The 22341-nt window shown below is 69.0% G+C and carries 19 protein-coding genes, 1 pseudogene and 1 riboswitch; of the genes and pseudogenes, 14 read left to right on the forward strand and 6 right to left on the reverse strand.

Annotation, left to right across the window (positions count from 1 at the left end):
- The first annotated feature begins 86 nt into the window (after positions 1-86).
- From AWC14_RS18910 to AWC14_RS30250, 5 genes and pseudogenes are all read left to right on the forward strand, one after another.
- Positions 87-680 carry a peptide deformylase gene (locus AWC14_RS18910; protein WP_045373826.1) on the forward strand — a complete coding sequence of 198 codons (594 nt, stop codon included), beginning with the start codon at positions 87-89 and terminating at the stop codon, positions 678-680.
- Positions 680-1537 (forward strand): N-acetylglutamate synthase, CG3035 family, encoded by an 858-nt coding sequence (locus AWC14_RS18915; protein ID WP_045373828.1) that lies wholly within the window; start codon positions 680-682, stop codon positions 1535-1537. The genes AWC14_RS18910 and AWC14_RS18915 overlap by 1 nt, the downstream gene beginning before the upstream one ends.
- Positions 1538-1539: 2 nt before the next feature.
- Positions 1540-2400: an exodeoxyribonuclease III gene (locus AWC14_RS18920; RefSeq protein ID WP_045373830.1), complete on the forward strand. Its 861-nt coding sequence runs from the start codon at positions 1540-1542 to the stop codon at positions 2398-2400.
- A 175-nt stretch (positions 2401-2575) separates the two neighbouring features.
- Positions 2576-3007, forward strand: coding sequence for a hypothetical protein (locus AWC14_RS18925; protein ID WP_045373833.1), 432 nt, complete (start codon positions 2576-2578; stop codon positions 3005-3007).
- 1810 nt (positions 3008-4817) lie between these two features.
- Positions 4818-7238, forward strand: a pseudogene (locus AWC14_RS30250) (cation-translocating P-type ATPase); the annotation flags it as partial.
- Here AWC14_RS30250 and AWC14_RS30255 read toward each other — a convergent pair.
- Entirely contained in the window at positions 7162-7416 is a 255-nt protein-coding gene (locus tag AWC14_RS30255) for an Rv1535 domain-containing protein (RefSeq protein ID WP_428838987.1), read from the reverse strand. The pseudogene AWC14_RS30250 and the gene AWC14_RS30255 sit on opposite strands and share 77 nt — an antisense overlap.
- 63 nt (positions 7417-7479) lie before the next feature.
- Between AWC14_RS30255 and AWC14_RS18935 the strand changes: the two genes are divergently transcribed.
- Positions 7480-7755, forward strand: coding sequence for a hypothetical protein (locus tag AWC14_RS18935; RefSeq protein ID WP_099539561.1), 276 nt, complete (start codon positions 7480-7482; stop codon positions 7753-7755).
- On the opposite strand, the gene AWC14_RS18940 is transcribed toward AWC14_RS18935, so the two are convergent.
- From AWC14_RS18940 to AWC14_RS18955, 4 genes are all read right to left on the reverse strand, one after another.
- Positions 7734-11531, reverse strand: coding sequence for a SpoIIE family protein phosphatase (locus tag AWC14_RS18940; RefSeq protein WP_057003140.1), 3798 nt, complete (start codon positions 11529-11531; stop codon positions 7734-7736). The genes AWC14_RS18935 and AWC14_RS18940 overlap by 22 nt on opposite strands.
- Positions 11528-11896, reverse strand: coding sequence for an STAS domain-containing protein (locus tag AWC14_RS18945; protein WP_045373842.1), 369 nt, complete (start codon positions 11894-11896; stop codon positions 11528-11530). Before AWC14_RS18945 ends, AWC14_RS18940 begins: the two co-directional genes overlap by 4 nt.
- A 97-nt stretch (positions 11897-11993) precedes the next feature.
- Positions 11994-12620 carry a PAS and ANTAR domain-containing protein gene (locus AWC14_RS18950; RefSeq protein ID WP_428838988.1) on the reverse strand — a complete coding sequence of 209 codons (627 nt, stop codon included), beginning with the start codon at positions 12618-12620 and terminating at the stop codon, positions 11994-11996.
- Between the two features lie 57 nt (positions 12621-12677).
- Positions 12678-14411: an MFS transporter gene (locus AWC14_RS18955; protein WP_052425478.1), complete on the reverse strand. Its 1734-nt coding sequence runs from the start codon at positions 14409-14411 to the stop codon at positions 12678-12680.
- Between the two features lie 97 nt (positions 14412-14508).
- Positions 14509-14619, forward strand: a riboswitch (TPP riboswitch).
- Here AWC14_RS18955 and thiC point away from each other — a divergent pair.
- The 5 genes from thiC to AWC14_RS18980 all read left to right on the forward strand — a co-directional run bounded on the left by thiC (position 14609) and on the right by AWC14_RS18980 (position 19510).
- Positions 14609-16225, forward strand: a complete 1617-nt coding sequence (gene thiC / locus AWC14_RS18960) for a phosphomethylpyrimidine synthase ThiC (protein ID WP_045373847.1) — start codon at positions 14609-14611, stop codon at positions 16223-16225. It overlaps the preceding riboswitch by 11 nt.
- Entirely contained in the window at positions 16222-17049 is an 828-nt protein-coding gene (gene thiD / locus AWC14_RS18965; RefSeq protein WP_045373849.1) for a bifunctional hydroxymethylpyrimidine kinase/phosphomethylpyrimidine kinase, read from the forward strand. The genes thiC and thiD overlap by 4 nt, the downstream gene beginning before the upstream one ends.
- Positions 17050-17098: 49 nt before the next feature.
- Positions 17099-17734 carry an alpha/beta hydrolase family protein gene (locus AWC14_RS18970; RefSeq protein ID WP_045373851.1) on the forward strand — a complete coding sequence of 212 codons (636 nt, stop codon included), beginning with the start codon at positions 17099-17101 and terminating at the stop codon, positions 17732-17734.
- Positions 17735-17741: 7 nt separating this feature from the next.
- Entirely contained in the window at positions 17742-19226 is a 1485-nt protein-coding gene (locus tag AWC14_RS18975; protein ID WP_045373854.1) for a flavin-containing monooxygenase, read from the forward strand.
- 8 nt (positions 19227-19234) lie between these two features.
- Positions 19235-19510, forward strand: coding sequence for a membrane protein (locus AWC14_RS18980; RefSeq protein ID WP_045373856.1), 276 nt, complete (start codon positions 19235-19237; stop codon positions 19508-19510).
- Here AWC14_RS18980 and AWC14_RS18985 read toward each other — a convergent pair.
- Positions 19485-20684, reverse strand: a complete 1200-nt coding sequence (locus AWC14_RS18985; protein ID WP_081967975.1) for a TetR/AcrR family transcriptional regulator — start codon at positions 20682-20684, stop codon at positions 19485-19487. The two genes, AWC14_RS18980 and AWC14_RS18985, sit on opposite strands and share 26 nt — an antisense overlap.
- A 158-nt stretch (positions 20685-20842) precedes the next feature.
- Here AWC14_RS18985 and AWC14_RS18990 point away from each other — a divergent pair, with 158 nt between their 5' ends.
- The 3 genes from AWC14_RS18990 to AWC14_RS19000 are packed head-to-tail and all read left to right on the forward strand — an operon-like array spanning position 20843 to position 22325.
- On the forward strand, positions 20843-21067 hold the full coding sequence (locus AWC14_RS18990) for a hypothetical protein (protein WP_045373863.1): 225 nt from the start codon (positions 20843-20845) through the stop codon (positions 21065-21067).
- Positions 21064-21948: an oxygenase MpaB family protein gene (locus AWC14_RS18995; RefSeq protein ID WP_045373866.1), complete on the forward strand. Its 885-nt coding sequence runs from the start codon at positions 21064-21066 to the stop codon at positions 21946-21948. Before AWC14_RS18990 ends, AWC14_RS18995 begins: the two co-directional genes overlap by 4 nt.
- Before the next feature lie 20 nt (positions 21949-21968).
- On the forward strand, positions 21969-22325 hold the full coding sequence (locus AWC14_RS19000) for a hypothetical protein (RefSeq protein ID WP_235215803.1): 357 nt from the start codon (positions 21969-21971) through the stop codon (positions 22323-22325).
- Positions 22326-22341: the final 16 nt, after the last annotated feature.

The following is a 22341-nucleotide window of genomic DNA, read 5'->3' on the forward strand; positions in this document are numbered from 1 at the left end:
TGGCTGTTCCGGCGAATATTCAACCACGCCGCCAACAGCTGACCCGTAACCCTCGCCCGCGAGTCGCCCGCTTAAGCTTGCCGACCATGGCAGTCGTACCCATTCGGATCGTGGGAGATCCGGTCCTGCACACACCGACCAAGCCGGTGCCGGTGGGCGCAGACGGTTCGCTGCCAACCGATCTGCCGGAGTTGATCAGCACCCTCTACGACACCATGGACGCCGCGTACGGCGTCGGCTTGGCCGCCAACCAGATCGGCGTGAGCCTGCGGGTGTTCGTCTACGACTGCGCCGACGACCGCGGGCAGACCGCGCGCCGTCGCGGCGTGGTGGTCAACCCGGTGCTGGAGACTTCCGAGATTCCCGAGACCATGCCCGACCCGGATCACGACGACGAGGGTTGTCTGTCGGTGCCGGGCGAATCGTTTCCTACCGGACGCGCCAAATGGGCCCGGGTCAGCGGGCTCGACGCCGACGGCAGCCCGGTCACCGTCGAAGGCACCGGGCTGTTCGCCCGAATGCTGCAGCACGAGACGGGCCATCTGGACGGCTTTCTGTATCTGGACCGGTTGATCGGCCGGCACGCCCGCGCCGCGAAACGAGCCGTCAAGTCGCACGGCTGGGGCGTTCCCGGGCTGTCCTGGACACCCGGCGAAGGGCCGGACCCGTTCGGGCACTGATGGTTTCGTGGCCGGATCTCGGGACCCGGGTGACGGTTCGCTACCGCAGACCCGCCGGCAGTGTGCCGCCGCTGACCGACACGGTGGGGCATCTGCTGGCCGTCGCGCCGCTGGTGCGGGTTCGCACGAAAAGCGGGCAGGTGGTGGAGTTTTCGCCCGACGACGCGGTGGCGGTGCGGGCCCTGACCGACGCGCCGGTGCGCACCTCGCAGATCCGCGCGCTCGAGCACACCGCCGCGCTGGCCTGGCCGGGCCTCGAACAGCAGTGGCTGGACGGCTGGCTGCTGCGCGCCGCGCCCGGCGCCGGTATCGAAGTGAATTCCGCTGTGCCGCTGGATGTTTCAGCGTCGACCGGAGCCGTCCCGGCGATCGTGGAGTGGTACATCCAACGCGGGCTGACACCGAGACTTAGGCTGCCCGACCGGCTGTTGCGGCTGCCCGACGCCGGTGAGCACGCTCACCGCGTGCTGGTGCGTGACGTGAGCGCCGCCGATGCCGACCCGGCAATCCATCTCGCGGCAAGCCCCGACGAGCACTGGCTGCGCTGCTACCGCGGCGCAGAGCCCGTCGAGGTGCTGACCGCAGTCCTCGACGGCGAGGTGGCGTTCGGAACCCACGACCGCGCGGCGGGCCGGGCATCAGTGACCGACGCCCCGGATGGCACCCGCTGGGTCGGCCTGTCGGCGATTTCCGACGACCGCTTGTGTGAGGCGCTGCTGGCGTGGGGCGCATCCCGCGGCGCCACCCGCGGTTACGTCCGGGTGCTTGACGACGACCACGCCACCGCCGGCGTCGTCGAATCGCTGGGTTTCACAACGCACCACCGGGGCCGCTACCTCGCCGCGCATACGCTTTGAGTATGCGGCTGGCCACCTGGAACGTGAACTCGATCCGCACGCGCCTCGACCGCGTGCTCGATTGGCTGCGCCGCGCCGACGTCGACGTGCTGGCGATGCAGGAAACCAAATGCGCCGACGACCAATTTCCGGCACTGCCGTTCTTCGAACTCGGCTACGAGGTGGCGCACTGCGGGTTCAACCAGTGGAACGGTGTCGCGATCGCCTCGCGGGTCGGGCTCGACGACATCGAGGTCGGTTTCGACGGCCAGCCGAGCTGGAGCAGCAAGCCGCGGGGTGATCGCAAGCGCGGCGAGGCCGGGCGCAGCGGGTCGCCCCCAGCAGCCGAGGCCGCCGCCGCGGCCGAAGCACGCGCGTTGGCCGCAACCTGCGGCGGGATCCGGGTGTGGAGCCTCTATGTGCCCAACGGCCGCGCGCTGGGCGATCCGCACTACACCTACAAGCTCAATTGGCTTGCCGCGCTGCGTGTTACGGCCGAAGGCTGGCTGCGCGACGACCCGTCGGCGCAGATCGCGCTGGTCGGCGACTGGAACATCGCCCCGACCGACGACGACGTCTGGAGCGTCGACTACTACCGCGGCTGCACACACGTCTCCGAGGCGGAACGCAAAGCGTTCAACGCGATCGTCGACGCTCAATTCGCCGACGTGGTGCGGCCTTTCACGCCCGGACCCGGCGTGTACACCTACTGGGACTACACCCAGCTGGCCTTCCCCAAAGGACGCGGCATGCGCATCGATTTCATTCTCGCCTCACCCGCGCTGGCCGCCCGGGTCACCGGCGCGCAGATCGTCCGCGACGAGCGCAAAGGCAAAGCGCCCAGCGATCACGCACCGGTTTTGGTGGATTTACGCGAAGATTGACGCTAATGGCGGGCAGCTGTCGGACCGCTGTGCGTTCTCTGTACGTTTGCCCTGCACCGGTCATAGCATTTATGAAGCTGAACAGAATCTCATTGATTCGGTGAACTCCACAGGCGTGCGGGTATACAACCGTCGCGAACCGGGGTTCGACAACTCAAGCGGTCAAGGAGTAATCATGGGTGCCATCGACGGCGCGGTGCGCAAGGCGAGTCGAACGGTCGGTCGCGCCGCCGCGGCCACCACGGCAGCCGCCGGCGCGGTGGGCGGCGCCGCGGTCAATGGCGCCGTCGGAGCCGTGACCGGTGCGGCGGCCGGTGTGCAAAAGGGAATCAACTCCGGCAGCCACTCGCTGCCTGCGGCCGCAGTGGCATTGGGTGCGCTGGGCGTTACCGGGCTGGTCGAGTGGCCGATTCTGCTCGCCGTCGGCGGCGGCGCATTGGTGTTGCGGCAGCTGAACCGCCAGCGCGACACGGCGGCCCCGGCGAAGTCCACTGCCGCCCCGGCCAAGAAGTCGGCCCCGGCGAGGAAGTCTACCGGATCGACGACGCGGGCCAAGAAAGCGCCAGCGCGGCAGTCGCGCAGCACGCAATCGCGTAGCCGCCGTTGAGCGATTGAGTACCGTCGAATTCGTGCGAAGATCCATGCCGCTGCGCGCGGTCGCCATGGGCTTTCAAACCCTGAGCACGACAGCGTCCGTTGGCGCCAGCATGGTCACTATTCCGGTTCGCGAAGCCGTCAGAGCGGTGTCGGGCGAGTTGCCCGGCCCGCCGCTAACCCGGCATTGCTGGCGCGGACACAACCGCGCCTGGATCGAGGTGCGCGGCCTGGACCGCCCGGGCGGCGACGAACTCGCACGCGTGGTCCTCGACGCGGTCACCGCCCGCCCGGGCGTCGTCTCGGCGAAGCTGAACCGTCCGTTGTCGCGGCTGGTCGTCGAGCTCGACGGCGATCACGTGTCGCTGCGGGAGCTGTGTCGGGTGGTCGATGCCGCCGAAACCGGCCGCACCAACGGCGAACGGCCGAAACCGCTGCCCGGCGACGGCCTGCTGATCGCCACCAAGGCGGTGGCGGTCGGCGCCACCGCCGCCGGAATGGGTACCGCCTTGGCCGGCCGGGTGCTGCGCTGGCCGCGGCTGCCGGACACCGTCGAGGCGGCCGTGGTGGCCGTGGATTACCAACCGCGGCTGCGCCGGCTGCTGGAGGAGCGGATCGGCCAGCCGGCCACCGACACCGTCCTGACGCTGGCGATGACCGCCGCGCACATCATTTCGCTCGCCCCGGCGTCGCTGGCCGTCGACCTGATGATGGAAATCGTCAAGGCCGCCGAGTGCCGCGCCGAGGCACAAGCCTGGCGCCGGCACGAGCCGAGGCTGGCCGTCCACGCCGACAACGACGACGTCTATCTGCCGTCGCGGCCGGTGCCCGTGCCGCCGGGAGCCGCCGAGCGTCATGCCCAGCGGGTCGCGCTGGCGCAGGCCGTCGGGGCAGGCGTCGTCGGCGCCGCCGCCCGCAGCGTCAACATGGCCGGCACGGCGGCGTTGGTGACCGCACCCAAGGCGCTGCGTACCACCCGGGAGTCGTTCGCCGCGGCGCTCGGCCAGGGGCTCTCCGAGCGGCACGGGGTGCTGCCATTGCGCCCGCACAGCCTGCGCCGGCTCGACCAGGTGGACGCGCTGCTCGTCGACCCCCGGGTGTTGTGCACCGACAAACTGCGCGTGGTACGCGTTCGCGGCGCCCGCGACGACGAACTCGCCGAGGCGTGGGAGCGCGCCCAGTCGCTGCTCGACGACGCCGATGCGGGCCTCGGCTGGCACCGGGTGCCCGGGGGGCGGGGACGCCGAGTCGAAGCGCTGATCTGTCCCACCCACGACCCACTGGCCCCGGCGGTGATGGCCGAGGCGCGCCGCTGCGGCGTGGACCTGATCTCCGTCGACACCGACGCGCTCGGCGAACTGCGGCCCGCGTTCGACGAAGTCCGGCCGCTGGATGTCGGATCCCTTGACGACGCGCTCGCCGACGCCCTGGCGCACCTGCAGCGCGACGGTCACACCGTGGCAGTGCTGTCGTCCGCCGCCGCGCAAGCGCTGTCGTCGGCCGACGTCGCGCTGGGCCTCATCCCGCGCGACGACACCCAGCCGCCGCCGTGGTACGCCGATCTGCTGCTGCCCGACCTGGCCGGCGTCTGGCGGGTGCTGCACGCGCTGCCGGCGGCCAAGTCCGCCACCCGCCGCGGCATCGAAATATCCACTGGCGCTTCGGCTTTGGGCGCGCTACTGATGCTTCCCGGGGTCCGGGGCCGCGGGCCGGGCCCGGTGACCACCGGCGCGGCGGCCGGCCTGCTGTCCGGCTACTGGCTGGCGCGCGGGGTGGTCAACGCGGCCACACCGCGGCCGGCTCCGGTCCAGGAGTGGCACGCGATGACCGTCGAACAGGTCCGCCGCGAGTTGCCGCCGCCCGCCGAGCCCGACGTCGCCAAGCCAAGCCGCGCCGTCGCCACCGCTCAACGCGGCGCCGAGATCACCGCACGGCCGGGCCGCGCGGTCTGGAATTTCGTCAAGGCGGTGCGCGCCGAGTTGTCCGACCCGCTGACCCCGGTCCTCGCGCTCGGCTCGGCGGCCAGCGCGGTGCTGGGCTCGCCGGTGGACGCGGTGCTGGTGGGCTCTGTGCTCACCGGAAACGCGGTGCTCGCCGCCAGCCAGCGGCTGCGGGCCGAGAGCCGGCTGAACCAGTTGCTGGCCTTGCAGATTCCCCCGGCCCGCAAGGTCACCGCCGACGGCTACGTCAATGTCAAAGCGGCGCAACTGCGCCCAGGCGACGTGATCGAGGTGCGCACCCACGAGGTGGTGCCCGCCGACGCCCGGCTGATCGAGGAAGAAGACCTCGAGGTCGACGAGTCCACGCTCACCGGCGAGTCGCTACCGGTTGAAAAGCAAACCGAGCCGACTCCGGGCGTGGAGCTGGCCGACCGTCGCTGCATGGTGTTCGCCGGGACCACCGTCGTGGCCGGCACCGCGCTGGCGGTGGTGACCGCCGTCGGCGCCGACACCCAGGCGCGACGCGCCGCCGAGCTCGCGTCCGGTGAGCTGCCCGACGTCGGGCTGCAACACCAGCTCAGCCAGCTCACCAACCGCGCCTTCCCGGTCAGCATGGCCGGCGGCGTCCTTGTCAGCGCGCTGGGGATGTTGCGCCGCAAGGGGTTACGCCAGGCAGTGGCCAGCGGCATCGCCGTCACCGTGGCGGCCGTGCCCGAAGGGATGCCGCTGGTGGCCACCCTCGCCCAGGCGGCGTCGGCCCGGCGGCTGACCAATTACGGTGCGCTGGTACGCATTCCGCGGTCGGTGGAGGCGCTCGGCCGCGTCGACGTGGTGTGCTTCGACAAGACCGGCACGCTGTCCGAGAACCGGCTGCGGGTGTCGCAGGTGCATCCCGTGGCGGGCCACTCGCGCGAAGACGTGCTGCACTCTGCAGCGCACGCCGCGCCCACCGCCAACGGCAACCCGCACGTACACGCCACCGACCGCGCCATCATCGAGGCCGCGCAGTCGGTGAACGGCTCGGCGCCCACCGACGAGCCCGACGCCCATCTGCCGTTCCGGTCCGGCCGGTCCTTCTCGGCCTCGGTGTCCGGCGACCTGCTCACCGTCAAGGGCGCCCCGGAAGTGGTGCTGCGCGCCTGCCAGAACGGCGCGGCCGACATGGACCGCACCGTGCGTGGCCTGGCCGGCGAAGGGCTGCGGGTGATCGCGGTGGCACGCCGGCAGCTGACCGCCGAGCAGGCCCGGGCGGTCCAGGACGACGAGGACGCCATCGACGACCTGTGCCGCGACGGCTTGTCGCTGACCGGATTCCTCGGGCTGTCCGACACGCCGCGGGCCCAGGCGCCCGGCCTGCTGGCCGATCTGGCCGAACGCAACACGGCCATCCGGCTGATCACCGGCGACCACCCGATTACCGCCACCGCGATCGCCGCGGAGCTGGGCATGCCGGTGACACCGGAGCAGGTCATCACCGGCGCGGAGTGGGACGAGTTGTCCCGCAAGGACCAGGAGCGCGCGGTCGCCGAGCGGGTGATCTTCGCCCGGATGTCGCCGGAGAACAAGGTGCAGATCGTCCAGACGCTGGAACGCACCGGCAAGGTGTGCGCGATGGTCGGCGACGGCTCCAACGACGCCGCCGCGATCCGGGCCGCCACCGTCGGCATCGCCGTGGTCGCTCGCGGCAGCGACCCGGCCAGCGTCGCGGCCGACGTGGTGCTGGTCGACGGCCGGATCGAGGCCCTGCTGAACGCGATCGAGGAAGGCCGCGAACTGTGGCGCCGCGTGCAGGCGGCGGTGTCGGTGCTGCTGGGCGGCAACGCCGGCGAGGTCGGCTTCGCGATCATCGGCAGCGCGCTGACCGGCAGTTCGCCGCTGGACACCCGCCAGCTGCTGCTGGTGAACATGCTCACCGACGCGCTGCCGGCGGCGGCGCTGGCCGTCAGCCAGACGACCGGCTCGGGTAACCGCGACGCACGCGGGCCCGATCAGCAGGCGCTGTGGCGCGCGGTTGCGATCCGCGGGACGACAACGGCGGCGGCCGCAACGGCGGCGTGGGCGATGGCGGGGGTCACCGGGCGGCCGCGCCGTGCGTCGACGGTGGCGCTGGTCGCGCTGGTGTCCGCCCAGCTGGGCCAGACCCTGCTCGATTCGCACGCCCCGCTGGTCGTGCTCACCGCGGGCGGCTCGCTGGTCGCGATGGGGACGCTGATCAGCATCCCGGGAGTCAGCCAGCTGCTCGGCTGTACACCTCTCGGACCGATCGGCTGGGCGCAGGGACTGGGATCAGCCGCGGTGGCAACCGCCGCGGTGGCCGCCGCGCCCCGCCTGCTGTTCGGCCAGCGCTCGGACTCTGATCAGCCGGAACAACCTCCAGAACACCGGCCCGCCACAGCACCGCGTACAACTCGATCACCGGAACCGTCAACGCGACAGCGAGCGCGCAAGCTAGCGGATCGGCCAGAGCATCGGTCGTCGACATACCTCCGACAGTGACGGCGGCACCCGGCCCAGCGGCAAACCCAACGTTTCAGAAAGGCAAATGATGGTGGAAAAGAAGACGCGCCGCGGCACCTCCCAGCGCGAGGCCGTCGACCACATCCGCGAAGGTGAGACGTTCTTCGTGAACCTGCCGGTCGTGGGCCGGGTCGAAGTTCCGCGGCCCGAGCAGCTGGCCTACTACGGCGGGTTGGCCGCGCTGGCCGCCTTCGAGCTGATCGACTGGCCGGTGGCGCTGGTGATCGCCGCGGGCCACATCCTGGCCAGCAACCACCACAACAAGTTGCTCGAGGAACTCGGTCAGGCCATGGAAGAGGTCTGACCCACCGCGTGGTCGAACCGCAGGCTGATCCGGGTGCCCGCAGCGGTGCGCTCAGTCTGGACGTGGTCGGCGAGCCCGTTGATCAGCGTGAGGCCGCGCCCGCGTTGCAGGCTGCGCAGGCTGGCCGACGAATCCCCTGACCACCGGCCGGCGTCGCTGACGGTCACGGCCACACTGCCGCCCCGCACAAACGCCTCGATGGACACCGTGCCGGCGCGGTCCTCGCGGCTGCCGTGTTCGATCGCGTTGGTGACCGCCTCGCCGGTGGCCAGCAGGATGTCGGTGACACGGGTCGGGTCCGCCACGATGCGGCTCACCCAGCGGCGCATCCGGTGCCGGGCGTCGGCGATGTGGGCCACGTCGGCGGGTATCACGGCGGCGAAGCTGCGCGCGGCGGCGTGGCTGGGCCGCAGCGCCAGCACTGCCACGTCGTCGGTGTAGCCGCCGGGTGGGCGCATCCGGTCGAGCAGCACCGCGCAGATGTCCCCCACCGGCAGGTCGGCACAGTCCGCGGCTGCGGCCTGCAGTCGCGCGAATCCCCGGTCGAGGGCCTCGCCGGGCCGCTCGATCAGCCCGTCGGTGTAGAGCAGGACCAGGCTTCCCGGCGGCAACTCGGTTCGCGCGGCGTCGTGGGTGGCCTGGTTGTCCCACACGCCCACCGGCGGGCGGCGGCCGGACTGCAGGAACACCGGCTCCGTTCCGGGCGCGACCAGCAACGGGTAGGGGTGGCCGGCGCACGCGTAACTGATGCTCGCCGCGTAGTCGCCGACATCGACGAGCGCGTAGGCCACCGTCGCGCAGCGCGCGCCCCGGACCGTCGACGCGTAGCGGTCCAGCGCGGTGAGCACCGCGGCCGGATCGGAGTCGGTGAGGGCGGTGGCGGCTATCGCGGCCCGCAGCCGGCTCATCACGATCGCGGCGGGCAGGCCGTGGCCGACGACGTCGCCGACCGAGATTGCGAGCTGCCCGGGGCGGTCGAGCGGGGTCACCAGATACCAATCGCCGCCGACGCGCAGGGCCTCGCCGGCGGGCTGGTACGTGGCGGCGACGACGGCGGCGGTGCTTCCGCGGTGCAGGTCGAGCAGATGCTCCTGGAAGTCGACGGCGATCCGGTGCTCGTGGGCCATGTTGCGGATCCGGTCGACCGCAGACTGGGTGATCTGCGCGGTGCGCGCGAACATGTCGAGCTCGTCGTCGTCGAACGTGCGGGGCGCCGGCCACACCAGCATCAGCGCACCGATCACCCGCCCGGTCTCGCCGCGCAGCGGATGGATGACCAGGGCGCGAGCGACGTTTGCCACGTCCTGCACGGCGTGCTGGTAGCGCGGCGGCAGCTGGAAGGTATCGGTAATCACCGCCGGCTCACCGGTTTTCACGACGTCGACCAACGCCAGCGGCGCGTCCAGGCCGACAACGTGGTAGCGGTCCCGCAATTCGGTGGGCACCGCGCCGGCGTAGTCGACGCGGATGGTGTCCTCCTCGGTGTCGAGGACGCCGATCGCCACCGCCGAGGCGTCCCCCACCGCGTCCGCCGCGGAATGCAGCAGCGCCGGCAGGATGCCGGGGACCGACTCGATCGCCTGCAGCGCGGTATCGAGGTGTTCCGTTGCGGCAGAACGACGTTCGCGGGCGGCTGCGGACAACCGCGCGGAGAGCCGGTCGATCAGCTCTTGGGAGCGAAACGGCTTGGGCAGGTAGTCGTCGGCGCCGCCGGCATAGCCTTCGCTGACGGCTTCGGCGCCGGCCCGCGCGGACAGCATCAGGATCGGGGTGCCGGCCAGTTCCGGGTCGGCGCGGATGGCGGCGACGAAGTCGAACCCGTCGAGCCGCGGCATCATCACGTCGGTCACCACCGCGTCCGGGCGAAGCTCGCGGGTGGTTCGCAGGGCCGCCTCGCCGTCGGCGACGAGCACGGTTCGCCAGTGTGCGGAGATGATCCGCTCCAGATGGGCCCGCATGTCGGCGTTGTCGTCGGCGATCAGCACGAGTTCGCGGTCGTCGTCGCGATCGCGCGGCGACGCCGTCACGGGGGCCAGCCACTGGCCCGCCTCGACGACGTACGGGTTGTCCAGCAGCCCCGCCGGCGAATGTTGGACCGGTGTGCCGCCGGCGGATTGCGGCAGCACGATAGTGACGGTGGTGCCGCGGTCGAGTTCGCTGTCGATGTGCACGGTCCCGTGCTGCAGCTCGACCAGACCGCGCACCAGCGACAGCCCGATCCCGGTGCCCTCCACGCTGCGGCCGCGGGCGGAGTCGGCACGAAAGAAGCGTTCGCCCAGCCGGTTGAGGTCGTCGACGCTGATGCCCACGCCGGTGTCGGCGATGCCGATCCGGCACTTGCCCGAATCACAGTGCGTCACAACGGTTATCGAGCCTTGTAAAGTGTACTTGACCGCGTTGGACAGCAGGTTGAGCATGATCGTTTCCCACATCGCGGGGTCGACGTCGGCCAGCGCCGGTCGGCAGTCGAGCACCAGCTCGAGCCCGGCCCGCTGGCACAGTTCGGTGAACGACGACGCGATGTGTGCCGTCAGCGCACCGACATCGGTGCACACCAAATCGGCGGTGGCCCGGCCCGCTTCGATCCGGGAGAAGTCCAGCAGCGAGTCGACCAGCCGCAGCAGCCGGCCCGCGTTGCGCCGCGCGGTGCGCAGCCGCTGCGCCAGCAGCGTGTCCGGCCCGGTGTCGGCCAGCGCGTCGTCGAGCGGACCCATCAGCAGGGTCAGCGGGGTGCGGAATTCGTGGCTGACATTGGTCAAAAACGCGGTCTTGGCGCGGTCCAGTTCGGCGAGCGCGTCGGCCCGCCGGCGCTCCTGCTCGTAGGAAACCGCCGACGCCAGCGCCGACGACAACTGGTCGGCCAGCAGTTGGCAAAAACCGCGGTATTGGGTGTCCAGCGGGCAGCGCGGGCTGACGCCGACCACCAGCGCGCCCGCGGTCGAGCCCTCACCCAGCGGCAGCATCAGGATCTGCTCGGGGCAGTCGCCGCCCAGCACCTCGTCGAGGCCGGGAATGAGCGACACCGCCCCGTCGACGACGTGCAGCTCGGCTCGCGACCGCTGGGTGGGATCCCAGTCGGTCAACTCCGCCAGCGTGCGTGGCAGCAACGGCAGCACCGACGGTGTCCCGCCGCGCAAGGTCCCCTCGACATATGCGGCGACCAGCGGCACGTCCGCTGGCTGGCTGGCGCACACCGCAACCGCGGCGTCGACGGCGTCGTCGATGGTGCGGGTTTCCATGGTCGCCGACGCCACCGCGTTGAGCAGGTGCAGGCGACGCTCGCTCAGCACCCGTTCGGTGGTTTCGAACGAGGGGCAGAAGATGCCGTAGATGGTGCCGTCCTGGCCGATCAGCGGGCTGTAGGTGAACGTGAAATAGCGTTCCTGGCGCCGCCCGCCGGTCACCATCGGCAGCATCAGATCATGCGACCAGGTGGCCTCGCCGGTGGCGACGACCCCGGCGAGCATCGGGCTGATCGGTTCCCAGATGTCCCACCACACGTCGCGGCCGGGCCGGCCCAGCGCCTCGGGATGCTTGTCGCCCAGGATCTGGATGTAGGCGTCGTTGTAGACCAGGAACAGATCGTCGGCGCCCAACCACAGCACGATCGGAAACCGCGACGTCAACACCACCGCCACCGCCGAACGCACTTCGGCGGGCCAATCCTGAGCCGGACCCAAAGGGTGTGCAGCCCAGTCGAATTCGGCGAACAGCCGGCCCAACTCGCCGCCGAGCCCGACCGCCGCGGCGAGGTCAGCCGGCAGGTGCTCGCTCACGTCTGTCGGGGACGGTGATCCTGCAGCGCGTCGGTCAGCGTCGGGAAGATCTGCAGCACGCTGTCCAAGTTGGTCACTTCGATCGGCCGGATCACCAGGTCGTTGTCGGCGACCAGCCGCACCGACGTGCCCGCCTCGTCTCCTTGCCGGTGGCAGTCGAGCACGGCGTTCAGCCCGGCGCTGCCGAAGTAGGTCAGCGCCTGCAGATCGATGACGAGCAGCCGCGCGACATGTGTTGCGGCCTGGCGTAGCGCGGCGCCGAGGTCCGTAATCAACTCCCCGACGGTGCTGGAGTCCACTTCGCCCTTGACGTGTACGACGACTGCTTCCGGCAGAACCTCACAGTCGACCGCCAACAATTCCATCCATTCACCCGCTTCGACGTGTGCGCGGAAACGAAATGCGGTGCCGACCCGCCGCCTCTGCAGCCCAACTGGAATCGAGCCTAGCCTGGCCGTGCGTCTACGTGCCGGAGTCTGCGGATACGCGCTGGTGGACCGTCAGCAGCAGATGGTCGAATTCGCTTTGGACATTCTCCGACGGCGGTGGCAAGGTGCGGACTTCGTCGACCAACTGCTTGGCCAGGACGCGCAGTTTGGTGTTGGTCTCCTGCGATCGCCACCGCAACACGCCGAACGCCTGCTCGGCGCTGACCCGGTAGATGGCCATCAGGACACCCTTGGCCTGCTCGATCACCGCCCGGGACTCGAAGAGGTCCGGCAGTGTTTCGTCGAGTATCTCCTGGCGGGTCTCCGCGAAGGTGTCGGTCAGGTCGATGTAGTAGCCGGCGTTGCCCACCACGGCGCCGCTCTCGTCGGTCATCCGATCGGCCACCACGATCGCGTCGTGCACGGTGCCGGCGGTGTCGACGAAGCGGTGCCGACTGGAAAACGACCCCCCGCTGTGCAGCGCGCGGTCGAGAATGTCTTGGACGTGGGCCCGGTCGTCCGGATGCTTGTGCGAGAGCATCAATTCCGTCGTCGGCTGCACCGAGCCGGGTTCATAGCCGTGCATCCGGGCCACCTCGTCGGACCACTCCCAGCGCTGACCGACGAACCAGAACCGGAACGTGCCGACGTTCGAGTACACCTCGGCACCCGGCGGGTATCCCGTGGCCGCTCTAGCAGTCCGCTGCACGGTAAGAAATCATTCCACCCGGGAGTCGAACCGGCCAGGGGCCGGCACTTCGGCGGCGTAGTGTCCCGGCGCCACCAACGACGCCAACGCGCCGAGCAGCATCATCACCGTCGCCGCGGTGAATACCACCGTCAGCCCGGTGTGCAACGGCCCCGACATCAGCAGCGGGAAGAAGGTGTGGCCGGTCAGCACGTCGGCGGCCACGCCGGGCTGCCACAGTGCGCCGGACGGTCCGAGCAACTCGGCGATCGGGTTGTATCCCAAAAATGCCGCGAACAGGCTGCCGACCGGTGGGGTCTGCGCTGCCTGGTGGGCCACCGCCGCCGACACGCCCTGCTGCTGCAGCCCCGCGCTCATCGCGCCCGGCAGCGAGTTGGCCAGGCCGATGACCATCAGCGAGAAGAACACGCCGATCGACAGCGAGGTGCCCGCATTGAAGAACGTCGCCCGCACGCCCGACGCCGACCCGCGCTGGTCGGCCGGGACGCTGGACATGATCACGGCGGTGTTGGGGGCGGTGAAAATGCCGCCGCCGAACCCGTTGAGAAAGACCAGCGCCGCGAACACCCAGTAGTTGAAGTCGACCGGGATCATCATCAGCAACACGAAAGTGATTGCCATCAACAGCATTCCGCCGACGGTGAACGGCCTGGCGCCGTGGCGGTCGGCCAGTGAACCGGCCAGCGGACCGGCCACCAGGAAACCCACCGTCATCGGCAGCAGGTAGATGCCCGACCACAGCGGGGTGGATTCGAAGCTGTAGCCGTGCAGCGGCAGCCAGATGCCCTGCAGCCAGATGATCAGCATGAACTGCAGGCCGCCGCGGCCCACCGCGGACATCAGGCCGGCGAGGTTGCCGGTGCCGAATGCGGTGATTCGAAACAGCCGGATGTCGAGCATCGGGTTGGGCACCCGTAACTCGATGACGCAGAACGCCGCCATTGCCAGCACGCCTGACACCAGCGCGCCCAGTACCCAGGGGTTGGTCCACCCGGTGGCCGAATCACCGTGCGGCTGAATGCTGTAGGTGATGGCGGTAAGAATCACGGTGAGCCCGACGCCAAGTGTCACGGTGCCGGTCCAGTCCAGTTTGGCCGGACGGGTGTCGCCCAGTTCGTGCAGCGAGCGCATCGCCCAGATGGTGCCCGCCAGCCCGATCGGCACCCCGACCCAGAAGATGGCGCGCCAGTCCCACTCCGAGAGCAGCCCGCCCAGCAGCAGACCGATGAACGACCCGGCCACCGCGGCAACCTGGTTGATGCCCAACGCCATACCGCGCTGGTTGGCCGGGAACGCGTCGGTCAGGATCGCCGACGAGGTCGCCATCAGCATCGCGCCGCCGACGCCTTGCACCACCCGCCATCCGATCAGCCACAGCGCGCCGGCTTTGAGCGAAAACGGGTCGATGGACAACGCGACGGCGGCGGCGGTGAACACCAGGAACCCGAGGTTGTAGACGCGCACCCGGCCGTACATGTCGCCGATCCGGCCGAAGAACACCACCAGCACCGCGCTCACCAACAGGTAGCCCATCAGCATCCACAGCAGGTAGCTGACGTTGGCCGGGTCCAGCGCGTTCAGCCCGATGCCGCGGAAGATCGCGGGCAGCGAGATCAGCACGATCGACGAGTTGATCGTGGCCAGCAGGACACCCAGCGTGGTGTTCGACAGCGCGACCCACTTGTAGAACGGATGGTCGCGCTGCACGCGCAACCGGCGGCCGGGGTCGGCTGCCCGGGTCATTTCGGTCACCACGAAACACATATGTTAGCTATACAAATGATTGCGGTCGAATTCGTTCCGGCCGCGGGGCCGCGCTGCGCTAGCGTGGGCAGGGTCCACCAATCCACGCGGGAGCTCACCCAAGTGAGCTGAGAGGACGGCTCGGGGGCCGTCGACCGTATGAACCTGACCGGGTAATGCCGGCGTAGGGAGAGGAAATGACTGCAACAGTCGAACCGTCCGTGACCACCGGCCCGATCGCGGGCAGCACCAAGATCTACCGCGAGCTCGACGACGGCGCGCGGGTGCCGTTTCGCCGGGTGAACCTGTCCAACGGCGAGCACTTCGACCTCTACGACACCTCCGGGCCCTACACCGACCCGGACGCCGTCATCGACGTGCACCGCGGGCTGCCGCCGCGTCCCGGTGTGGTGCGCGACCGCGGCACCCAGCTGCAGCGGGCCCGCAACGGCGAGATCACCGCGGAGATGGCGTTCATCGCCGCCCGCGAGGGCATGCCCGCCGAATTGGTGCGCGACGAGGTCGCCCGCGGCCGAGCGGTGATTCCGGCCAACCACAACCATCCCGAGAGCGAGCCGATGATCATCGGCAAGGCGTTCGCGGTGAAGGTCAACGCCAACATCGGCAACTCCGCGGTGACGAGCTCGATCGCCGAGGAGGTCGACAAGATGGTGTGGGCCACCCGCTGGGGCGCCGACACGATCATGGATCTGTCCACCGGCAAGGACATTCACGAAACCCGCGAATGGATCCTGCGGAACTCGCCGGTGCCGGTCGGCACCGTGCCGATCTATCAGGCGCTGGAGAAGGTCAAGGGCGATCCCACCAAGTTGACGTGGGAGATCTACCGCGACACCGTGATCGAGCAGTGCGAGCAGGGTGTCGACTACATGACTGTGCACGCCGGGGTGTTGCTGCGCTACGTGCCGCTGACCGCCAAGCGGGTCACCGGCATCGTGAGCCGCGGCGGGTCGATCATGGCCGCCTGGTGTCTGGCCCATCACCAAGAGTCGTTCCTGTACACGCACTTCGAGGAGCTGGCCGACATCTTCGCCCGCTACGACGTGACGTTCTCGCTGGGCGACGGGCTGCGGCCCGGCTCGATCGCCGACGCCAACGACGCCGCGCAGTTCGCCGAGCTGCGCACCCTGGGCGAGCTGACCAAGATCGCGAAAGCCCGTGGCGCGCAAGTGATGATCGAAGGGCCGGGGCACATCCCGATGCACAAGATCGTCGAGAACGTGAAGCTCGAAGAGGAGTGGTGCGAGGAGGCGCCGTTCTACACGCTCGGCCCGCTGGCCACCGACATCGCGCCGGCCTACGACCACATCACCTCGGCGATCGGCGCGGCGATCATCGCGCAGGCCGGCACCGCGATGCTCTGCTACGTGACGCCCAAGGAGCATCTGGGGTTGCCGGACCGCAAAGACGTCAAGGACGGCGTGATCGCCTACAAGATCGCCGCGCACGCAGCCGATTTGGCGAAAGGTCATCCGCGCGCCCAGGAAAGGGATGACGCGCTGTCCACGGCTCGATTTGAATTCCGGTGGAACGACCAGTTCGCGTTGTCGCTGGACCCGGACACCGCCCGGGAATTCCACGACGAGACGCTGCCGGCCGAGCCGGCGAAGACCGCGCACTTCTGCTCGATGTGCGGGCCGAAGTTCTGCTCGATGCGCATCACCCAGGATGTCCGGGACTACGCCGCCGCGCACGGCCTGGACAGCGAGGAGGCCATCGAAGCCGCCATGGCGGAGAAGTCGGCCGAGTTCGCCGAGCACGGCAATCGGGTGTATCTGCCGATCGCACAGTGAAATACCTGCCGCTGGCGCCACAGGGGACGACGCCGCTGCGGGTGCTGGCCATCGCCGGATCGGATTCCGGCGGCGGCGCAGGCATCCAGGCCGACGTGCGCACCTGCACGCTGCTCGGCGTGCACGCGCTGTGCGCGGTGACCGCGGTGACGGTGCAGAACTCGGTGGGCGTCAAGGGTTTTCACAAGGTTCCCGGTAACGTGATCGCCGCACAGATCGAGGTGGTGTGCCACGACATCGGGTTTCAGGCGGCCAAGACCGGCATGCTGGCGTCCGCTGAGATCATCGAGGCCGTCGCGTCGGCGTGGCGAGACCACGCCCCGGATGCGCCGCTGGTGGTGGACCCGGTGTGCGCGTCGATGCACGGCGATCCGCTGCTGGATGCGGGCGGGCTGGATTCGCTTCGCGCCGAACTCTTTCCGTTGGCCACGCTGGTGACGCCGAACCTGCACGAGGTGCGGCTGCTGGTGGACATCGAGGTCGTTGACGCCGAGTCTCAGCGTGAGGCGGCCCGCGCGCTGCACGACTTGGGGCCGACGTGGGCGCTGGTCAAGGGCGGGCATCTGCACGGGTCGTCCAGCAGTGTCGATTTGCTGTTCGACGGCAACGACTTTCACGAGTTCGAGTCGCCCCGGGTAGACACCATCCACGACCACGGCGCCGGCGACACATTGGCCGCCGCGACGGCGTGCGCGCTGGCGCACGGCTACCCCGTGCCGGACGCGGTCGCGTTCGCCAAGGAGTGGGTGACCGAATGCCTTCGCGCCTCTTATCCACTCGGCCACGGCCACGGCCCGGTGTCCCCGCTGTTCCGGCTCTCATGATTGCCCGCTTCCTCCTCAGTCCGTTCCGGACTGCATCGTCAGCGGGCGCATGACGCTCGAGGACATCGCCGGCGTCGCGCACCATCCCGACGGCACCCCGTCGGGTGTGGTGGTGTTGACGCACGGCGCCGGCGGCAGCCGGGAATCGCCGCTGCTGCAACGGGTTTGCGACGAGTGGGCGCGACGTGGCTGGCTGGCGGTGCGCTACAACCTGCCCTACCGGCGGCGCAGGCCCAAAGGGCCGCCGTCCGGCTCGGCGGCCACCGACCGCGCCGGCATCGTCGAGGCGATCGCGATCTGCCGCAAGCTTGCCGACGGCCCGCTGATCGCCGGCGGGCATTCCTACGGCGGCCGGCAGACGTCGATGGTGGTGGCCGCCGGGGACGCGCCGGTGGATGTGCTGACGCTGTTCTCCTACCCGGTGCATCCGCCCGGCAAGCCCGAGCGCCCGCGCACGGAGCACCTGCCGGACATCGCGGTGCCGACGGTGTTCACCCACGGCACGTCGGACCCGTTCGGCACCCTCGACGAGGTACGGGACGCCGCCGCGTTGATTCCCGCACCCACCGAGGTCGTCGAGGTCACTGGCGCGCGCCATGACCTGGGGGCCAAGGCCCTCGACGTGCCGGCGCTGGCCGTCGATGCGGCGCTGCGTCTGCTATCCGGTACCGCGGGTTCTGTATAGTCGCGTCATGGACTCGCCACAGTATGACTTCGTCATCGTGGGTGCAGGCTTCGCCGGTATCGGCACTGCGATCCAGCTCAAGCGGCTCGGCTACCACAACTTCGTCATCCTCGACCGCGAGGCCGACCTGGGCGGCACCTGGCATGTCAACCGGTACCCGGGACTGGCCGTCGACATCCCGTCGACCACCTACTCGTACTGGTTCGAGCCGAACCCTTACTGGTCGCGGCTCTTCGCGACGGGGCCCGAGCTCAAGCAGTACGCCGACCACGTCGCCGACAAGTACGACGTCCGCCGCTACATGCGGTTCAACACGGCCGTCGAGGGCGCCCGCTGGGACGAGGACTCGCAAATCTGGCGGGTGGCGCTGGCCGGCGGCGAAACGCTGACCACCCGCTTCCTGATCACCGCGACCGGCTTCCTGTCCCAGCCGCACACCCCGGACATTCCCGGCATCTCCTCGTTCGAAGGCCGGATCATCCACACCACGGCTTGGGACGACAGCTACGACTTCGCCGGCCGCCGGGTCGGCCTGATCGGCACCGGCGCCACGGCCATCCAGCTCATTCCCGAGCTCGCCAAGACCGTCGCCGACCTGACCGTCTATCAACGCACCGCGATCTGGGTGGCGCCCAAGGTCGACTTCCGGATCTCCCCCGCCGTGCAGCGGCTCTTCGCCCGGGTGCCGTTCACCCAGCGGGCGGTGCGGTGGCTGACCGACAACATTCTCGAGTTCATGACGGTCACCGGCGTGCTGAACTACCGCTACTTCCGGCGGCTGTCCATCGCCGCGATGGACCTGTGCAAGATTCACCGGTTCGTCCAGGTCCGCGACAAGGAGCTGCGCCGCAAGCTGACCCCGGACTACGACATCGGCTGCAAGCGGCCGAGTTGGTCCAATGACTACTACCGCAGCTTCACCAAACCGCACGTGCACCTGGAGACCGGCGGCATCGACCGGATCGAGCCGGACGGCATCGTCACCAACGACGGGAACAAGGCCGTCATCGACACGCTGGTGCTGGCCACCGGATTCGACCTGTGGGACGCCAACTTCCCGGCCATCGAGGTGGTCGGCCGAGAAGGCCGCAACCTGGGTAAGTGGTGGCGGGAGAACAGGTTCCAGGCCTACCAGGGCGTGTCGATTCCGTACTTCCCCAACTACTTGAGCCTGGCCAGCCCGTACGCCTTCTCCGGGTTGTCGTTCTTCAACACCATGGAATACCAGATGCGCCACATGGACCGGCTGCTCGGCGAGGTCAAGCGCAGGGGCGCAACGACTTTCGAGGTGACCGAAGAGGCCAACGCGCGCTTCCTCGATCGCATGACCCGCCACCTGGACAACTCGGTGTTCTACGCCGGCGACTGTGCCACGTCGCGGTCCTACTACTTCAACCACAGCGGCGAGGCCACCCTGCTGCGGCCCACCTCGGTGCGCAACGCGGTGCGGGACGGGTCTAAATTCCCGTTGGACGACTACGCAATCGCCTAAGGAGCCCCATGTCACGCAAGAGCAATCGTCTGGCCCGCTTCTCGGGTTTGGCCTTGGCCGGCGCCGGGGTCTCCCACTTCACCAGCCCGCAGCTGTTCGAGCCGATCAGCAAGCCGGTGTTCCCCCACAACACCCGCCAGCACATCTACACCAACGGCGGGATTGAAACGGTCCTCGGGCTCGGCTTTTCCAGCCGGCGGACTCGCAGCGCCGCTATTGTCGGGTTGATCGCCTACTTGGCCTATCTGGGTGGTAGCGCTATTCGGAACGGCCAAAAAGCGTAGCCTGCATCAGCTTTCGCACGCATGCCTGTGGGTAGGCGGACTGCTCGGCTGCGTCTTCGTAGTGCACCAGCCGGCCCAGGTCGACCACCAGGGCCATCGCCGCGTGTACCAGGAACCGTGCCTGCGCAGCCGTCAACGCCGGCCGCGCTGACTCCAGCAGCCGCGTCCAGGAATCGATCGTCGCGCGCTGCACGTCGCGCAGCAGCTCCTGATCGGTGCGGGTCAGGTTGACCCGCTCGGTGTAGTAGATCGAAGCCAGTTCGGGGTTGGCGAACGACGTCGCGACATACGCCTCGATCAACGCGGTCAGCATCTGGCGCGGTTCTCGCAGATCGCCGAGGATCGCCGACAGGTGACCGGAGACCCGGTCGGCTGCCCGCCGCAATCCGGTGGACAGGATCTCGCACTTGCCGGAGAAGTACCGGTAGATGCCCGATACCGGAATGCCGACCGCCGAAGCGATTTGCGCCATGCTGGTTTCGGAATAGCCGTGGTGGTTGAACAACACCATCGACGCGCCCAGCAGGGCTTCGTACACCCCGGCATCCGAAGCGAAGATTCGCCAGGCCGCCGGGCGGGCAATGGCGTCGTCCGGGTGCGGAAGCTCCGTGGCGAGCACCGCCAACGCGGCGTCCCGCATCAGCGCGCGGATCTCGTCGTCCGGCAGCCGGACTCGATGGTCGACGATGCTGCCGATCACGCTGAGCGCTCCCGCCGACAGCATCCACCGTTGCGAGGGCGTCAACGACGGCCGAATTGCCATGAGCGGTCGATGAATTCGGCGGTTGACCAGCCGCAGCTGATCGGCCAGCGTCGACGCGTCCTCGCCGTGTAAGTAACGGGCCTGCCAGCGGTACAGTCCGCCGGACTCGCGGTTGGCCACCGCCAGGTCGATCAGCGCGTCGACCACGCGCTCCAACGTGGCGGCCGGGTCTGCGTCGGCAGGCTCGGCGTCGGCGAAAGCGGTGCAATCGACCAGCTGCTGGCCCAGCGCGAGCACCGCGCCGCGAAACAGGTCGTACTTGCTGGAGTAGTGCCGGTACAGCGCCGCCGCCGAGATCCCGACCTTGGCCGCAATGGCTTCCATGCCGACCGCGTGGTATCCCTGCGCACTGAAAGCCTCGGCCGCGGCGCGCGCGATCTGCGCCTTGCGGTCTTTCGGCCGGCGGCGCACCTGGGTGGCCGGCTCGGCGCGAGGGTTCGTCACCGCCTCACCCTAGCGTCGGATTTACGGTCCGGAAAACCTACCCTTGGGTCAGAACCTCCATTAACATAGCTTCTGTTCGGTCGCCGGCGACGACGGCGTCCGGGTTGCCTGTCGGAGGGACGCACATGCTGGAGAAGGTTCGCCAGGTGCTTGGCTTCCAGATCACCATCGCCGAGTTGATCGGGCTCGCCTTGATCGTCGGCACGCCATACTTACTGGTCGGAGTGATCTGGTCGACGACGCACACCGATCATCTGCACAAGATGCACGGAGCCGACCTGGTGGTGTCATTCCTCGGGTCGATCGTTTCCTGGCCGGTTCTGTTGTTCGCCGATGTCTGCATGACATGACCGCCGAAGCCGGAGCGCCGCTGACGACCGCCGATACCCGGATTCACATCACCCGTCGTACCGCGCGGTGGGACAACCGGCCGGCCACCGTCGCCGACGCGCTGGATTTCTGGTCGTTCGCGGCCGGGGCCGCCAACGTCGTCATGCAGCTGTCCTGGCCCGGGGTCGGCTACGGCGTGGTCGAGAGCACGGTCGAATCCGGCAGCCTGATGAAACACCCGTGGAAGCGGGCCCGCACCACGTTCAGCTATCTGGCGGTGGCGATTCTGGGCAGCCCGGCGGACCGTGCCGCTTTCCGCGACGCCGTAGACGTCGCGCACCGCGAGGTCCGCTCCGGACCCGACAGCCCGGTGAAATACAGCGGCTTCGACCGCGATCTGCAGATGTGGGTCGCGGCTTGCCTTTTCGTCGGGCTCGAGGACACCTACGAGTTGCTGCGGGGCAAGCTGACCGGTGAGCTCGCCGAACACTTTTACTCCTCGGCGTTCACCCTGGGTACCACACTGCAGGTCACCGAGGACCAATGGCCGGCTACCCGTGCGGATTTCGACCAATACTGGAATCAGGCGTGCCGGCGCGTGGCGATCGACGACACCGTGCGCCAATACCTGCAGGACTTGATCAACTTGCGGATGATCACGCCGCCGCTGCGTATCTTCGTCCCGTTGTTGCGGTTTTTGACCACCGGTTTTCTCGCTCCGGTTTTTCGCGACGCGCTGCAGGTCTCGTGGACGCCCGCTGCGCAGCGTCGCTTCGAGTACCTGTTCCTGGTGGTGGCGTTCGTCAACCGGTTTCTGCCCAAGTTCATCCGGCAGGGTGGCAGCTATGTGCTGCTGGCCGACGTGCGCCGCCGAATCCGGCGGCGCCGCAAGCTGATCTGAAGGGCGGTGGGAAAGTAACCGTGCGACATCTGAGCCACAGCCACTTCTTCGCCGGTGTGGTGGCCGTATTGCTGATCACCGTCGGATTGCTGGCGCTGTGGTGGCCGGTCTACCTCGACCAGTTCGACCACTACGGAATACAAATCACCTGCGGCCGAGGATTCAGCGCCAACCTTACCCAGGCGGCCGACGCCGGCGGCGACGACATCGCCGGCAAATGCAGTACGGCGCTGCTCATCCGGCGTGCCTGGGCCATCCCGACCGCCGTCGTCGGATGGGTGATCATCACCGTCGTCCTGGCGATCTGGGTCCACACCCCGCCCGGCTCCCACGAGGAAAGCACTCGGTTCTGGGAATTGCGCGGCGACGCGACATAGCCACGCGCGCCGCATA

The sequence above is a fragment of the Mycobacterium kyorinense genome (assembly GCF_002101735.1).
Classification (GTDB): domain Bacteria; phylum Actinomycetota; class Actinomycetes; order Mycobacteriales; family Mycobacteriaceae; genus Mycobacterium; species Mycobacterium kyorinense.

Coding starts and splice junctions, on each gene's coding strand:
- AWC14_RS18995 (WP_045373866.1), top strand. CDS start 21,064: ATGACCGCCGAAGCCGGAGCGCCGCTGACGACCGCCGATACCCGGATT.
- AWC14_RS18915 (WP_045373828.1), top strand. CDS start 680: ATGGTTTCGTGGCCGGATCTCGGGACCCGGGTGACGGTTCGCTACCGC.
- AWC14_RS18945 (WP_045373842.1), bottom strand. CDS start 11,896: ATGGAATTGTTGGCGGTCGACTGTGAGGTTCTGCCGGAAGCAGTCGTC.
- AWC14_RS18990 (WP_045373863.1), top strand. CDS start 20,843: ATGCTGGAGAAGGTTCGCCAGGTGCTTGGCTTCCAGATCACCATCGCC.
- AWC14_RS18935 (WP_099539561.1), top strand. CDS start 7,480: ATGGTGGAAAAGAAGACGCGCCGCGGCACCTCCCAGCGCGAGGCCGTC.
- AWC14_RS30255 (WP_428838987.1), bottom strand. CDS start 7,416: ATGTCGACGACCGATGCTCTGGCCGATCCGCTAGCTTGCGCGCTCGCT.
- AWC14_RS18920 (WP_045373830.1), top strand. CDS start 1,540: ATGCGGCTGGCCACCTGGAACGTGAACTCGATCCGCACGCGCCTCGAC.
- AWC14_RS18980 (WP_045373856.1), top strand. CDS start 19,235: ATGTCACGCAAGAGCAATCGTCTGGCCCGCTTCTCGGGTTTGGCCTTG.
- AWC14_RS18970 (WP_045373851.1), top strand. CDS start 17,099: ATGACGCTCGAGGACATCGCCGGCGTCGCGCACCATCCCGACGGCACC.
- thiC (WP_045373847.1), top strand. CDS start 14,609: ATGACTGCAACAGTCGAACCGTCCGTGACCACCGGCCCGATCGCGGGC.
- AWC14_RS18910 (WP_045373826.1), top strand. CDS start 87: ATGGCAGTCGTACCCATTCGGATCGTGGGAGATCCGGTCCTGCACACA.
- AWC14_RS18975 (WP_045373854.1), top strand. CDS start 17,742: ATGGACTCGCCACAGTATGACTTCGTCATCGTGGGTGCAGGCTTCGCC.
- AWC14_RS18925 (WP_045373833.1), top strand. CDS start 2,576: ATGGGTGCCATCGACGGCGCGGTGCGCAAGGCGAGTCGAACGGTCGGT.
- AWC14_RS18955 (WP_052425478.1), bottom strand. CDS start 14,411: ATGACCCGGGCAGCCGACCCCGGCCGCCGGTTGCGCGTGCAGCGCGAC.